The organism is Patescibacteria group bacterium (assembly GCA_038065255.1).
Classification (GTDB): Bacteria; Patescibacteriota; Patescibacteriia; order JACQRZ01; family JACQRZ01; genus JBBTRI01.
In genome coordinates, this window is sequence record JBBTRI010000018.1 from 23,619 (window position 1) to 39,060 (window position 15,442).

16 protein-coding genes are annotated in these 15,442 nt (G+C 46.5%); 15 read left to right on the forward strand and 1 reads right to left on the reverse strand.

From position 1 onward, the window contains the following. Position 1: 1 nt before the first annotated feature. From AAB400_04315 to AAB400_04385, 15 genes are all read left to right on the forward strand, one after another. Positions 2-436: a hypothetical protein gene (locus AAB400_04315; GenBank protein ID MEK7649104.1), complete on the forward strand. Its 435-nt coding sequence runs from the start codon at positions 2-4 to the stop codon at positions 434-436. 6 nt (positions 437-442) lie between these two features. Then, entirely contained in the window at positions 443-787 is a 345-nt protein-coding gene (locus AAB400_04320; GenBank protein ID MEK7649105.1) for a hypothetical protein, read from the forward strand. A 102-nt stretch (positions 788-889) separates the two neighbouring features. After that, positions 890-1,285, forward strand: a complete 396-nt coding sequence (locus AAB400_04325; protein MEK7649106.1) for a hypothetical protein — start codon at positions 890-892, stop codon at positions 1,283-1,285. Position 1,286: 1 nt separating this feature from the next. Further along, positions 1,287-1,673 (forward strand): pilin, encoded by a 387-nt coding sequence (locus tag AAB400_04330; GenBank protein ID MEK7649107.1) that lies wholly within the window; start codon positions 1,287-1,289, stop codon positions 1,671-1,673. A 1-nt stretch (position 1,674) separates the two neighbouring features. Further along, positions 1,675-2,094 (forward strand): pilin, encoded by a 420-nt coding sequence (locus AAB400_04335; GenBank protein MEK7649108.1) that lies wholly within the window; start codon positions 1,675-1,677, stop codon positions 2,092-2,094. A gap of 2 nt (positions 2,095-2,096) precedes the next feature. Next, on the forward strand, positions 2,097-2,492 hold the full coding sequence (locus tag AAB400_04340; protein ID MEK7649109.1) for a hypothetical protein: 396 nt from the start codon (positions 2,097-2,099) through the stop codon (positions 2,490-2,492). After that, complete coding sequence (locus AAB400_04345) at positions 2,489-2,890, forward strand: hypothetical protein (protein ID MEK7649110.1); 402 nt, start codon at positions 2,489-2,491, stop codon at positions 2,888-2,890. Before AAB400_04340 ends, AAB400_04345 begins: the two co-directional genes overlap by 4 nt. An 11-nt stretch (positions 2,891-2,901) precedes the next feature. Next, complete coding sequence (locus AAB400_04350) at positions 2,902-3,357, forward strand: pilin (GenBank protein MEK7649111.1); 456 nt, start codon at positions 2,902-2,904, stop codon at positions 3,355-3,357. A gap of 7 nt (positions 3,358-3,364) precedes the next feature. Beyond that, positions 3,365-3,778 carry a hypothetical protein gene (locus AAB400_04355; GenBank protein MEK7649112.1) on the forward strand — a complete coding sequence of 138 codons (414 nt, stop codon included), beginning with the start codon at positions 3,365-3,367 and terminating at the stop codon, positions 3,776-3,778. A 7-nt stretch (positions 3,779-3,785) separates the two neighbouring features. Next, positions 3,786-4,301, forward strand: coding sequence for a pilin (locus AAB400_04360; protein ID MEK7649113.1), 516 nt, complete (start codon positions 3,786-3,788; stop codon positions 4,299-4,301). Positions 4,302-4,379: 78 nt separating this feature from the next. Next, positions 4,380-4,637, forward strand: a complete 258-nt coding sequence (locus AAB400_04365; GenBank protein MEK7649114.1) for a hypothetical protein — start codon at positions 4,380-4,382, stop codon at positions 4,635-4,637. Beyond that, on the forward strand, positions 4,610-5,296 hold the full coding sequence (locus tag AAB400_04370; protein ID MEK7649115.1) for a nucleotidyl transferase AbiEii/AbiGii toxin family protein: 687 nt from the start codon (positions 4,610-4,612) through the stop codon (positions 5,294-5,296). Before AAB400_04365 ends, AAB400_04370 begins: the two co-directional genes overlap by 28 nt. Before the next feature lie 28 nt (positions 5,297-5,324). Beyond that, positions 5,325-6,338, forward strand: a complete 1,014-nt coding sequence (locus AAB400_04375; GenBank protein ID MEK7649116.1) for a hypothetical protein — start codon at positions 5,325-5,327, stop codon at positions 6,336-6,338. Between the two features lie 5 nt (positions 6,339-6,343). Further along, positions 6,344-11,530 (forward strand): carbohydrate binding domain-containing protein, encoded by a 5,187-nt coding sequence (locus AAB400_04380; protein MEK7649117.1) that lies wholly within the window; start codon positions 6,344-6,346, stop codon positions 11,528-11,530. Between the two features lie 9 nt (positions 11,531-11,539). Next, positions 11,540-14,836: a hypothetical protein gene (locus tag AAB400_04385; protein MEK7649118.1), complete on the forward strand. Its 3,297-nt coding sequence runs from the start codon at positions 11,540-11,542 to the stop codon at positions 14,834-14,836. Between the two features lie 13 nt (positions 14,837-14,849). On the opposite strand, the gene AAB400_04390 is transcribed toward AAB400_04385, so the two are convergent. Further along, positions 14,850-15,442: hypothetical protein (locus AAB400_04390; GenBank protein MEK7649119.1), on the reverse strand; the 593-nt coding region annotated here is incomplete at its 5' end.

Here is a 15,442-nt window from a genome sequence, read left to right on the forward strand (position 1 = left end):
TATGATTCGAAAAAAAATATTTTATGGAATACTATTGTCGGGTGGTATACTACTTGCTGCGAACATAGCGCATGCAGCGCCCGCAATCGGCAATAGCGGGCTGTTGCCGGTGTGTGCGGACGGTAAGTATGGCGTTAATGCATTTATTATTGTTATTTTTAATGTCATCAAGCTCCTCTGGGGTTTGACCGGCACTGTTGCACTTGTGATGTTTATTGTCGGAGGGTTTACGCTGTTGTTGGCATCGGGTGATCCGCAAAAAGTAAAAGGCGGCGTGACAACGATCAGAAACGCAATTATTGGCATTGTGATCATTTTGGGCAGTTGGTTGATTATCAATACGTTTGCGGGTATCATTACCCAGGGGACTATTCCTACCAGTATTGTAAGTATTTTTGGCGCAGAATGGTCCCAAGCAACAGACCCCTGTTATTAAACTCACATGAAGTCTATCGTACAACAATGTGCCGTTTTTGCCGCTCTGGCTGCTTGGGCGATTGCTCAGTCGGTTTTTGCCGCAGCGCAGACAACACTGACAAACCCGATAGCCGGTGGTGAGGATATCAGGGTTATTGTCGGTATGATACTCAAAGGCGTTCTTGGCTTGACGGGAACCATTGCTCTTATTGTGTTTATTTATGGAGGATTTCAGTGGCTACTGGCGCGAGGGGAATCAGGTGAGGTGAAAAAAGGCTTGGATACCATGCTGTGGGCAGGGGTTGGATTGATCGTTATTTTTGGAAGCTATGCGATTCTGCAGCGTGTTTTCGAAATCATTCCCGGCTAGGGAGGAGGAATATACTTGTGCAGTTTTTACTAAAATTGGTATACTATCATCATTGGATCAAAGTTATCCACATTTAATCATTATTAATGAAGAGAACGTTTTATGAAAAAGTTCAAAACAGCTATCAGTGCATTTGCGGCGAATGCCGTTGTTCTTGGGGCGGCAGTAGTGCCTGCAGCGGTACTTGCAGCAGTTCAACCCGCAGACATTACCAATGCGGCTCAGTTTGGCGCTATTAATGCCGCGGGTACTTCCGGCATCGTCGATATCAAAGATTTGGCGACCAAGGTTATCAATTTTGTTCTAGGACTACTTGGTATTATTGCAGTTATTATCATCGTCATCTCCGGCTTTCAGTGGATGACTGCCGATTCGGAAGACAAGGTCAAAGAAGCGCGCAAACGATTGTTTAACTCTATCATTGGGCTTGCAATCATTGCGCTTGCATGGGTTGTTGCCTTCGCAATCGTCAATACGCTTGCAGGCGTGACAAAATAATATGAAGGCATTGCAGCACTTGATTGTAAGTATTGTCTTGGGAACCGTGCTGCTGACGGCCGGGCTGGGTCCAGTGTATGCTGTGGCAAAAAACCTTGCAGATCCAAATACATTCGGAGCTGCTCAGATAAATCCGGGAGGAACGGTAAACAGTTTTGAGAGTTTAGCCGCGCAGGTGATCAACTTTATTCTTGGATTGCTTGGCATTATTGCCGTCATCCTTATTTTGGTCTCCGGTTGGCAGTGGATGACCGCCGATTCTGAAGACAAGGTCAAAGAAGCGCGCAAGCGGTTGATGAATTCAGTCATTGGCCTTGCCATCGTGGCGCTTGCATGGGTGATTGCATTTGCCATTGTGAATACAATCGCGAAGATAACAACCTCATAATATGCAGATACATAAACACATCACACGCGTAGGTGGGCGTATTGCAGCAGGCACAGCACTCTTTGTAATGAATGTGGCATCTGCATTTGCTGCGCCACCAGCGGGTTCCTTGGCGCCAGATATGGCTAACGCCAATACTCTTGGGAGAAATTTCGCTAGCTATGCCACGTTTGACCCTACTATTGTTAATGTTTCAGATCTGGCAGCGAGAGGCATTAATTTTGTATTGGGACTCTTGGGAATCATTGCCGTCATCCTTATTTTGGTCTCCGGTTGGCAGTGGATGACCGCTGAATCTGAAGACAAGGTCAAAGAAGCGCGCAAGCGCCTGGTAAACTCTGTCATCGGCCTTGCAATTATTGCGCTTGCGTGGGTAATCGGCTGGGCGATAATAAATACACTTGCAACAGTAACAAAATAGGAATGGTACGATTTCAAAGGGTTACAGGAGCGCTCTTGAATAGGGCGCTCGTCGGGATAACAGGAGCGGCGGCATCATTTCCAGGTGCCGCTCTTGCTGCTGATTTCGGTTTGACGCAGACAGCAGGCGAGGCAGGGTATAATACCGCCCTCAAACTTTCTCCCTATGTAGGAAACCTTATCAATGGAGCGCTTGGCGTTCTTGGCGTGATCTTCTTTATCTTAATGTTTTACGGTGGCATGCTGTGGCTGACATCGGAAGGCGAGCAGGACAAGATCAAGAAAGCGCGGGGGTTTATCTTTCATTCTATTTTGGGCTTGATCATTACGCTTTTCTCGTTTGGCATAACCCAGTTTGTAGTCTGGCTCTTAACCAAGGGAACAGGAGTACTGAAATGAAAAAAACTATAGTACAAAACATGATGAGTATTGCGCTTTTCGGCGTGTTGTTTTTGGCAAGCGCGCCAAGCGCAATTGCTGCTAATCCGAGCGATGTTATTTTGGGCGATATTACTACGATTGGCGGCATAGCAGGATTTAAGCCGCTTAACCCCCAACTCGGTCTTCCTTACCAGATTGGCGTATTAATCCGAGGGGTGATGGGATTGTTGGGCGTTATCTTTCTGGTCCTTGTGGTATATGCCGGGTACAAGTGGATGCTTGCCCACGGGGAGCCGGGGGAGGTGAAAGAAGCGCAGAAGTTGCTGCTGCACTCCATTATCGGGCTTGTTCTCACTGTTTCCGCCTATGCCATATCCACATTTGTTATCAATGCTATCCGCGCAGCCGCGACCTAGACAAGCTTTTTATGAGTACGCAAAATAAACAACTCATGCATGATGTCGGACACTCATTGGGTAGGGGCGTGCTGGCGCTTGGTATTGGTGCGCTTGGACTCGTACTTGTATTGGGATCGTTTCAGGTATTCGCAGCATCGCAACCGCCATTGACCCAATCATTAAATCCTGCCGGCGCAGGGCTCTATGGAATGGGAAACCCGGCAGCATCTCCAACTGCTCCGCCGACTGTTGGCAGTATTGTTGCGCAAATTATTGGGGTGTTTTTTGGACTCTTGGGTATTATTTTCGTGGTGCTCATGGTGTATGGGGGCTTTCAATGGATGACTGCGGCAGGCAATCCCGAGCAGGTGAAAAAAGCGCAAAAACTCATCCTCGATGCCGTTATTGGCGTACTCGTGCTGATGGCGGCAAGCTTCATTTCTTATTGGGTGCTCTATACCATTTCAACACAGGTTGTTAAGTAGCGGCTCTATGCTGCACATATTCAAAAAAATTATAGCAGCGGCATGCATAGTAGTAAGTATGGCGAGTGCGCCTTTGGCACTTGCACTTTCAACACAGGATATTTTAACCGGACCGGATACGGAAACCAATGAATCGTTTAAGATACTTCCCAAGCCTTTGGACCCTGCAACATACTCGCCGGCACAAACAATAAGCAATACGCTGACCATTGTCTTTGGGTTTATCGGGATTCTGGCGGTGAGTCTTATTATGTATGGCGGTTATTTGTGGGTAACAAGCGGAGGCGAGCAAGACAAGGCAAAGAAAGCACAGGGATTGCTGGTGGATGCGGTTATCGGACTTGTGGTGCTCACGGCTGTGTGGGCGCTCAGCTATATCGTCATAAAGACACTTGCAGAACAAGTCATCAAGCCACTCTAAAATCGGTATGCGAATTATTTTTACTAAAAATAGCATAGCAGCACTCGGTATTCTGTTTTTTCTTGGCGCCCCGGTGTTTGCGGTGCATGCGGCCTATAGCGATACATTTTTGGGTGGGGGGCAAAATTGCACCCCTATACCGGGAACACCCATCCGATACAAGTGTCCATCCGGACTTATCTGTAATACGGGCGTCACTCCGCCAAAATGCGTTTCTTCTTCTACGGATTTTTTTGGCGCGCTTGGCGTAACATCTGGGGGTGCCGGTTCCGGCGCGCTCAACTATAGCCCGTTGCGTTTTTGGGCGAATGCAATCAATTGGCTCTTGGGGATCTTGGGTATTTTTGCCGTTGGGGCAATTGTGTATGGCGGGATAAAGTTTATGACTGCCGGCGGGGAGCAGGACAAAGCAAAAGCAGCGTCAAAAACGGTTTTTTTCGCAGTACTTGGCCTTGTCACCATCGCACTTGCATGGGTGATCGGTTCCGTAATACTCAAAAGCATTGCGGGGATTATAAAGTGAGACAGAAGTGGACAAAAGGCGTAAAAAGTGCTATAATTAGAGTAGATTAGAGCGTGTCCAATCATGTTTTAAGTGTGTATGAAAAAGCGAACACTACCTAAAAAAATCAAATTCCGCCAAGAATTATTTTGGGATGTGGACCCCAAAACCATTGATGCAAAAAAACATGCGCGCTATATCATAGAACGCATTTTGGACCATGGCATGCTTAATGAAATGCAATGGCTTACCCGCCAATATCCGCGGCAAGCTATTCGCCGAGTTCTTGCTCTGCCGCGCGTCCAACTTCATGCTAAGTCAAAATCATTATGGTCTCTCGTGTTTCAAAAAAAATAGAATGCAATACCCTTTTCCTCGACCGACTCCCAAAGGCTACACAGGGAGCATTCAGGCTTTGTACGACCATGCCTTTTTTTACGGATTTTCCATGGTATTTAGCCGGGGGAACGGCGCTTGCACTTCAGGTGGGCCATCGCCAATCCGTAGACCTGGATTTTTTTACTCACAAAAAATCATTTAATCAGCGTGAAACAGAGCTGTTGTTAGAGAGAACCAATGAGTGGATGACGGATCATCAAGAGGACGGAACATTATTTGGGAGGTTGAAAAAAGCAAAAATGAGCTTGATTGCCTATCCGTTTTTTTTACCCTCAAAAGAAGTAGTTCGTTGTGGCACGGTACGTATTTTGCCCCCCAAAGACATCGCCGTTATGAAAATTATCGCCATCAGTCAGCGAGGACGGAAGCGAGACTTCCTTGACCTGTATTGGTATTGTTTGCATTGCGAACCGCTCAGAGATGTTGTGAGGCGCGTGTTTCATCACTATCCTCAGGATCATAATATTCCCCATCTTATTAAAAGCCTTACATACTTCGAAGATGCAGAAGAAGACCCCATGCCCACGGTATTTTTTAAGGTGGATTGGAAGACCATCAAGGCATATTTTCGGAAAGAAGCCGTGCGCATAGCAAAAGAACTTTTACATATTTCATAGTAATTTTCAGTGTGGTATACTTAATGGTATGAATCCACAGAAACGAAACGTGGAGCATTTTTTGAAGTTGGCGGCAGGAATGCCTGCTTCTTTGCCGTTGGGAGTACTCTCGGTGGTAGTGGGCGCATTTATTGTGGGTGCTATTGTGAATGCGGCAAGCCTTACGCCGCCGACAGCAGCATATCCGGAAGGACAACCCCAGCTCGACGTAGGCGGAGGCGGCGCAAGTAATTTGCTTGATGCACTTAAGGGAGGGCCACTTGCAGAGTGGAAAGATTTTAAATACGATACGGTCATTGGCGGCAGGCTCGGCTTGGGACAAGTGAGAAAAACGATTGGTGCCGGCGTACAGCGCATTGGCTACCCTTTAGATATGCAAATTGTCCATGATATTGATGAAGGTCCGACCGCTGCAGAATTGGCAGTGAATGCATATTTGAACAAAAACAACACAGCTGTTTTGAGGATTGCATCCGGATCAAAAACAGCGGACGAAAAACTTTATACGGGCATAAGGTTTGATCGCCTAACAATGGCACCAAGTGCACAAGAAGAGGACACACTCAATGAAAAATGGTTTATCGGCATGGATAATACAAATGACAATCTTATCATTCGCGCAAATGGAAATACGAATCTTGTCAGCATTGACCCAGCCAAAGGTGCGGCATGCTTTGGTGCGGTGTTTAAGGACATTTCACGAGGCAGTGGGGATGCAGAGGCAAAATTTGATGGCTCAGTAGGGGGTTACAAAAGCGCTAATCAAAAATGTAAGGACGGATCCCATGTATGCACCGTGGAAGAAATACTCCGAACAATCAACTGCCAACCAAACCTACCCATATTTGCCGATTCACCCCGAGTATCGGCGTGGATATCGAAAGGATCATCTGGTTATACAACCGCACCATCAAATGATTGCAAAGGATGGACAACAAATGTCACGACAGCACAGGCAGCTATTTGGATTTTTGATGCTAAGGGAGGGTATAGTAGTCTTTCTGCATGTAATAACACGCGAGCATTTGCGTGCTGCAAATAATAACTATGGCACTACGCACAGTACACAAACTAACATTTGGAAGCGTGGCAGCGCTTGCGGTTTTTGTTGCACTTTCAGTATATTTCTCTCAAGTTTCGTTTAATGCATCTGCAAGTAAAACAGCAAATATTGTGAATGGAAAAGTGAGTGCTTGTTATTCGGATATTGAAGTTGGACAAGATAATTTTGATTGTGCAGACGCTGGAAGCAGTTGGTGTAAGCCCGATGGACAAATTCCCGGACAATGTATTGGAGCAGCTCCATCGGGAGCAACCGGTATTGATTGCGATACATGCAGATGGGCACTTGCAGGCTGCAGTGACGATGATTATACAACCAACTGCAGATATTCGAGTTGCACTCGCGATGGCGGCACAAAAACATGTGATAAAGATAGCGACGCACCATCAACGTGTACAACTGCCACGCGAAGCTGGACAGCAGGGATCACCTGTCCAACAGACTGTACGTCATCTACCCAAACATTTGATTATCAATATACGTGTACAACAGACGGCAAGAAGACCAAAGTCTATACCTCGACAGCAGGCAGTTGCAGACCTTCAGCAAACGTCGTGGAAGAATGCGATGCGTGCAATGATACGGTCGGACCGAGTGATGCTTATACAAACTGTCCATGGCCGCAAACATGCAGTAACGCGCAGCAATCGGCAGGGAAGGCCGTTGTTGATTGTACTGTTCCTTCGGGTACGCGCTGTAAGCCGACAAATTCCGGATCCACAACATTCAGCAGTACGGCAAAACGCTCGCGCGAAAAATCTTGCTGCAGTCTGAATAATTATAATCGAACATGTTCTCAGGGCTCAACAACAGAGGTGTCCTTTCCTACTGTGCCGAGCTATACATATTCTGCTTCACGAAAATCAGGAACTACATGTATAGACTTACCTTCAACATCACTGCAAACTTCCTGTTGTAGTGAAAATGTAAAATCATGTACGTCATGGGAATGTAGGCGCGAAGGAAACGGCGGAAAAAACAAGCGCACATGCAAGCCCTATACATGCAAGGAAGACAATAGTGGTTTTACGGCAGGGTCGAGCGCAGAAGAAACTGGATCAAGCTGTAGTACGGCAAGCTGTGAGTCGGGTGACTACCTTGATACTGAAAGCGTTGTAGTAGCTTGCCCGGCAAATAAGGAGCCTGGGAGTGGCGCCGTTGAGAAATGGGGAAAGAAGAAAAAAAATGGCGTTACCTGCAGTGGATCAGACTGGGTGAGCGAACGGTCTGTTGCGTGCTGTACGCAAAATAAATGGGCGTGCGGTTATGCTAATTCTGGCAATGAATGCAGTGGTAAAGGTGGTCAAACAATCACACAAACATGCTCTGAGACAAAATGTGAAGCGCCACAAGCGTCGACAGTAACGCCAATAAATAATACACCTGAACCATCTAAGGCATCAAAATTTTGTCCCGATGAAAATTCAAGCGAAAAAGGAGGAACGTTGCCAGGTGGTGCTGATGGGAATACTCTGCGTTATGTAAGCGGCGGTTGGAGCTCGAATAGCTTTCTAAAAAACACAGGCGGGAGTATTGGGATTGGCGTAGGATCAGCAAATCCAAGTAATTTATTTGAAATCAGCAATGCATACAATTCTAGTATAACTACTCAAACGAGAATTACAGACGTTTCCAGTAATCCCGAACTCCAACTCCAGTATGCTGCAGATAGCGCATTCGCATCCAATCAACACTGGTCGCTATATGTTCAGAATAAGAAATCAGACGGAAATGCGGGCGATGCAAGTCTGCGCATCTGGGGGTTTGGCTCTGACCGCGTTATTATTGATAAGGATGGCGGAGTGCATGCCACAAAATTCTGTACCAATGTAGATACACCCGGATGTACGGAATTGACCGGCGGCGGAGGGAGTCTGTGGGAAAAAGTCGGCGCAACTCAAGATATCGGCTATAGTGCAGGTGCCGTGAAGGTTGGATCCGCCGGCGGCCTAACATTAGGTGAAGATAAGGCAGCCCCTACGGCAAACACCCCCGGCTCTCTGAAGTTCATTTCTGCAGGCGATAATACTTTCTTTACATCCTTTATTGCCGGCACTCAGACTGGTGATGTAGCTTATACTCTGCCAACCTCAGTGGGATCAGACGGGCAATTTCTCAAGATTGGCGCTCAAGGCGCGCTCTCCTGGGCGGATACTCCCCGTATACCTGATTTATCACAGTACCATTTTAATAATATTTTCAGCAATGGAGGATTTGAAGGCGGCAAAGAACAGTGGGATGCTGAATTTGGAACTGAAACTAACTTTGCCATTACAACAAGTGAATGGCATACCGGATTAAAAAGTTTACATATAAAACCAAGAGACAGTAGCAGGCGTTTTAAAAACAACCGAACTCCCATTAAGCAAAACACTCCCTATTCGGTAATTTTTTGGGTAAAGGCGGACAGCGTTGTAAAAAATAGCGTTGCGGAAGCGACTATCAAGAGCTGTGCTGCTATCAATCAACCCTGTAGTACAGAGATTAAGCGCATTCAAATGCCAACCGATGCAACGCATGGCTGGAGAAAAATAAGCGCAGATACCATTATAATAAATAATGGAAATCCTGAAATCGAGCTTGAGTTTACATTCTCTCATACTGCAGGAAATGTATTTATTGATGACATTATACTAACCGAAAGCCCCACGGCAATCGGATATTCTGATAGTTTTATTGAATCATCGGGATATCAAAGTATTTATGGAAGGCTTGGCATTGGAGCGCGCCCAAGTAGTGATAACAACCCAATGCTTATGGTGAATCCGGGCCAAGAAATCGTCTCAAGCGGCAATGTAAACCTTAAAGTAGCAAAAGATTCAACTATAGCCGAATTGGAAAATTATCCTGGAACTGGCGCCACCCCCAGCGTAGGAGATTATATTTACGTTCAATCACTTGGAAATACAAAAGGGAGTATAGTGACTGAAGGCTCATCAAAAAGCGGCAACGACCCATGGAAAATAAGGCTTGCCGAGCCGCTCCCGAGCGCTAGCGCTATAGATGAGCAATTTTTTATCATCAGAAAACTGGCAAGTTTCAGCGGCCTCGGCTGGAATTATAGTGGAAATGGCGGCGGTGATGTTTCCATTTCCGGAAGCGGGCGGATCGGCATTGGAACTGCCGCCCCCGCTGCCCGACTCCATGTGTATGGAGGGCAATCGTGGGGAGCAAACATTCGTTTAGATGCAACAGATGTTCTTAAGCAAAACCCGGAAAACTCTAATAGTTGGTTTAGTAATACTGCGGGAAGCACATGGGATCTGATTTCAACCGGCGGAGTGGCGAGTGAGGGCATTAAAAAATTTCTTATCAAAGACGTATCGCATAACGCAGTCCGACTTACTATAGATGATGCGGGGAACGTTGGCATTGGGACGACGGCGCCCGCTTCCGCGCTACACGTGGCAGGCGCTACAGGCCTAACATTAGGCGAAGACAAAGAGGCAACCCCTCCGGCGACGAATACAGCCGGCACCCTGAAGTTTATTTCTGCAGGCGACAACGCATTTAGCACATCATTTGTTGCCGGTACTCAAATAGGTAATGTATCTTATACTCTTCCACTTGCGCTTGGTACAGCGGGACAGTTTTTAAAACTAAAAACAGTGAACGGCGCTACAAGTACTCTTGAGTGGGCCGATCGAGGAGGACTTGGCATCTTAAATGGACTTACTGATAATGAACAGCTTTTTGCCAAAGCAGATGATACTAATGTCACACTATCTATTGTATCCGCCGCAGCTGCAGGCACAACAAAAGCAGCGCACACATTTGCTCTTGGGTGGGCCGGCGTGCTTGGCGCTAGTAGAGGGGGTACGGGATTGTCGTTGGCTAATGCTACGAATGGTGGAACGGCAGGCAATTTGTTACGTGTAAAGAGTAATGGAACCACACCGGAAAGTTGGACATGGGAAAGTTGGACACCGGATTATTTTTCACCGTCAAATCCGTCTGGCGGAACAGCAGGACAATTCTTGCAAAAAACAGCAAGGGGTTTTGCATGGGCGGGCGAAGCTGATCCTAAAGTCGGTACATTAACAAATAGTAAATGGTGCACAGCGAACAATACAGTAATAAGCTGTACTGCAGATAGTCCTATTCTTACTGGCACGGCACAGGGGCAAACACTCTGGTGGGATAATACAACTGGTGCTCAAAAATGGGTTGTAGACAATAAACTAACTATCAATTCAAATGGCAATGTTGGCATAGGGACGACAGATACAAAAGGCGCAAAATTTGCCGTAACTCATGATGCAGCTGCAACAAGCGGGCTCTTTGTGTATACCTCTGATAAAGGCACCATACTCTCGACAACATCGATTGTCGCCGATCTCCTCTCCAAAATTGGCATCATTCCCGTCGCGCAAGAGCAACAACCATCTGCAGGCGGCGGAGGAGGAACAGGAACGAGAGTAGAAGCAAGGGAGGGCACAGGGGGCACTGTCACAAACTCGGGCACGGTGGCATCCCTTCCCACTCCTGCCTCAGGAACACCTGAAGCAACACCAACGCCAACGCCAACGCCAACAGGGCAAGTTGCATTACCGATAGAAAGTGCGGCGCCGATATCTGCTGCAGATCAACGATTTGTTATAACACCCTCAACGCCAGGAACCACCATTCCTACGCCGCCTCCTTCTCTTTTGGAACAACCAGATCCGGTGACTGCAGCTTCAGCAATTGCTACCAAATCCGCATTTGGTATGCCCGACTATGTTACAATTACATGGAGCTCATCTCCAAATGCAACATCGTACAAGATCACCCGCAAAACACGAGAGGCTGGATCGTCGAGTTGGTCGGGTCAAGTACTTGAAGATACCACATCACCGATCACAGATCATACGGGAACTATAAAAAATATTGGAGATATTCAATATACGATTGCGGCAATCAATAATGCGGGCGAAACAAGTATCCCTGTGCCGGTTAAACTTATAGAGAGTGCCGGAGTACAACCAACTGCGGCACCAGGACCAACGCCACTCAATACCCCCGCACCACCTGAGCCTTCTTCATCTACAGCTCCGGTGCCACCGCCACAAACCGCTCCGGCGGCAGCTTCAACCACACCATCCGCGCCGACAACACTGACACCCTCTAATGGCAGTACAACAACAGGCTCATCAGGAGGAAGGGCGGGAGGCACAGTTGTCAGTCCCTAAAAAAACGGTATGCCCCGAAAAAAAATCACAACAAGTAAAAGTGTTGGCATGAGGCGGAAAGCATCTCCGCAAGTAAGAGTTGTTCAAATTTCACACACTCAACCTCAAAATAATTTCATGCCATTTGCAGTGTTTCTTGCCGGGATCATTGTGTTCTCATTCTTTTCTGTTGCATCAGCGCAGAACCTGCTTGTCCGACAAGCGCCGCAATGCAGTGGGATGTGGGAATGCACTTCGCTCTATTTCAAAAACCTCTGGCAGACATTGAGCAGTGCACCGCCTGCAGCGGAGAAAGTATTTGCGACAGACGATACGGCCGCTCAAACGACAGCAGGCTTAGGCAAGCCTCTTATCTTCCAACCCAATGCAATGGATATGGTTGGAGTAGGAACGCTTAATCCCGGTGCGAAACTTTCAGTACAGAGTGCAGAAAAAGAAGGAACAGGAACGTTGAAGAGAAAAAGCATCCAGCCAACCGGGGGGACAGGGATGTCACTGCCTCGAGGGACGATTGAGGGAGACAGCACTGCATTTAACACTGAGGTTGACATTGGAGATATTATTAGGGTTTATTCATCTGGCACAGGACCGGGTGGATATACACCTCCGATGGGTTCCATGGGCGGGGGCAATGCAATGATAGTTGAGAAAAAGACAGATAATGAACATATTGATGTGGTTGGCATCGGTTATATGATTGATATACCCAACGGAAGCAAATACTATATCTCAAAAAAGAATTCATTTGAATTGGGTCATACATCTCAAGGGAAATATATTCAAGATCTAGCTGTAGGTACTACTGGGAATGTAGGAATTGGGAAAGAGCCAAAAAATAGCTTTCAAAGCGGTAGTCTCAGTATTGCCGGAGAACTGGAAACAAATCGCATTACTTCACAAGAAGCCGGCTTGATTACATGGGATGACCAAATTTCAGGAAGAAGGTATACAAATAGGATTGGTGGCGGATATCTGAATATCAATGCAAGTTCTGGCATGAATCAGGCAGGTTCTGATACGAGTAAGTATGCCACTGGTGGAGGGGGAGTGAGTATTGGCGCGGGTAATGGCGGAGGTGTTGATTATCAACAAACAGGAAATGGTAGTTGGGGTGGAGGTATTGGCATATCTGCGGGAGGTGGCGGCAGTGCGAATGGCGAAGGAAATCGTGCAGGAGGAGGAGGAAGTATTATGCTGTCGGCAGGAAATGCAGGAAATGCAGGAGGAGGCGCAGAAGGCTATAACGGTGCAATGGTAGATATCAGCGGAGGGAGCGCGAGTAGTGGATCAAAAACACCGCAAGTAGGAGGACCGGTGAATATTCGGGGCGGAAGCGGAAGTACACCTGAGTGGGACACTGCGAATAATGTCTATAAAGGAGGGGGAGGTGAAGGAGGAGGCATTACAATCACGGGAGGATACGGTGCTTCTGTTTGGGGAGATGTGGAAAAGAGCGGAGCGGGAGGGAGCGTTGTAATCTCGGGAGGGAATGGAAAAAATACATATGGAAATATCATCTTTCAACCACAAGGAGGCAGTGTCGGTATTGGAACACTGACGCCATCCGCACAAGCTATTTTGGATATGTCCGCTTCAGACAGAGGCTTTCTTCCCCCAAGGACATACGAACAAGCAACTGGCCTTGGGGCTATCCACGAAGGACTCACCATTTATAATATGTTAGAACACACCTATAAGGTGTGGAATGGTAGTGCATGGAATGAGATGGGAGGATTATGGAAGAAAGTCGCCGGCGGGAATGATATATTTTTCACCGGCGGCAAGGTGGGGATAGGGACAGATAAGAATTTATCGACACTTACAGTGAAGGGGCTGCCTATGTTTTCCATAAGCAGTGGATCAAATCAAACGATCAAAGCTACATTAACAGACGTAGCTTCTTTAGGAGGAACAACCACTATTTTGTATGGTTTTTCATCTGGCGATTGGAATCAGTTGGCGCCTGGCACTAGGATAATTGTCAAAACACCCAGTGGGACAACAGTCGATACGGTCATTGCTGGTATGGGCCAACTCACTAGCCTTAACAGGGTGACGTTAACGGGAAATGATATAAACGCGATAATGATTAAGGGAGTTATAGATAATAATTTTTATGCAGAGTCAGGACTTTCTTTGGATGTATATCCTAATATTTTGCGACTTGCTAGTTCGGAAGATTATACAAAATTTCTTATAAATTCTAATGGCAACGTCGGCATAGGGACGCCGAGTCCGGATTCAAAATTGACAATTCGAGGTGGCGTTAGTGATGCCAATTATAATACAGTTGGATTGAAATTAATTTCTAGCGGTCCTGGATGGGGTTCGGGAATTCAGTTCAATAATACGACAAAAAACAAAACCTATGGGATCTATGCGGCTGGATGGGACGACAAATGGCATTTTAGCGATGTGACACTCGAGGTTGATCGCATGGTTATTGACAGTGTGGGTAATGTCGGCATCGGGACGGCGAGTCCCGGGGCAAAACTTCATTTAGAGGGAAATGGAGTAGATAAGGCAAATATTCGGATGAAGAATACATGGCTTGGAACAAGTGCTGTAACATGGGAGCTACAAGCAGGTATAAAAGATATACATGATAATTATTTTGGAATAAAAGCCATACCGGCAAGTGGACTATCCAAACAAATAATTACCATCAATCCCATAGGCAAAGTTGGAATTAATTGGACAGCACCAGAGTATGAGCTTGATGTAGCAGGTGATATAAATGTAAGGAATGCAACCGGATCCTCTCTTGGTCAAAACACTAATTCTTTTAAAATCGCCTTAGCAAAAGAGCGTATCGGGTTTGATGTTGCTGAACTTTTTGATACAGAAGAAAATGTTGAAGTTGGCGAAATTTTAGTTATTGGCTCAACGGAGCGAAAACTAAAGAAATCGTCGGAACCCTATCAAAATACAGTGATTGGTGTAGTTTCTGGCGCTCCAGCGATACTCTTTGAGGGTTCGCAGCTTAAGATGGGTACATCGCAGAAAGGATCAGACAGTGAACGAAGGCCGGCAGTTGCTTTGACGGGCAAGGTCCCTGTAAAAGTATCACTTGAAAACGGTTCCATTCAGGTTGGCGATTATCTGACAACATCAAGTAAGTCGGGAGTAGCAATGAAGGCAACAAAACCCGGTATGACGATTGGTGTATCTTTGGAGAATTATGATGGCAGTGACAAAGCAGATGTACTAACATTTTTGAGTATAAAAGAGGCGAATGGCCTTGAAATGCTAAAAAAATTAGAAGATAGAATCAAAGAACTAGAAAAGAAACTTAAGAAAAAATAAAACCCCTCACTAGTCAAGGGGCGTTTGGTGCGAGAGTTCCCTCATAGCAACAGAGCTTGAAGAGGGGTCCATCCAGTGGGAAAGCACTGATAATTTCCACAGGAACATTTGTTTGAATATCTGAAGTTTTTTTAAGAGAAAATCCAAAAGGTTTTTGAGCATAATTTGCAACCACTTGCTCATTCCATTGAAAGCCATTCATGGATCCTCCAAAGTAGAGTGCCACCGTTTGATCTTTTGCGATGGCAAAGAGCCCATTTTCGCTAAAGAAGCGTGCCTGCCCATCTTTCAGTGATGGAAGTGCTTGTACCACGCCAGTTGTAGAAGTGGCAAGTCGGGCATCAATGAAGAGTGTGTCATCAAAAGAAGGAAGTCCAATACGGGTCAGAGTTATGCCCTTGATCAGGATATCCCGTTCTTTTGCGGTAAGAAAAAAAGAATAGAGCGTAACCTTCGTCGTTTGCATATCAACCCTTCCTGAACCGTTACCACCAGCTTCTGAAAAATTCTGCAGCACCGTCAGTCGTCCCTTGGGCGCCTCAGTTGCCACTGGCGTCGCAGTCGGCTGTTCTCCGCCTGGATTCTGCGCAACTACGCTTGTACTCG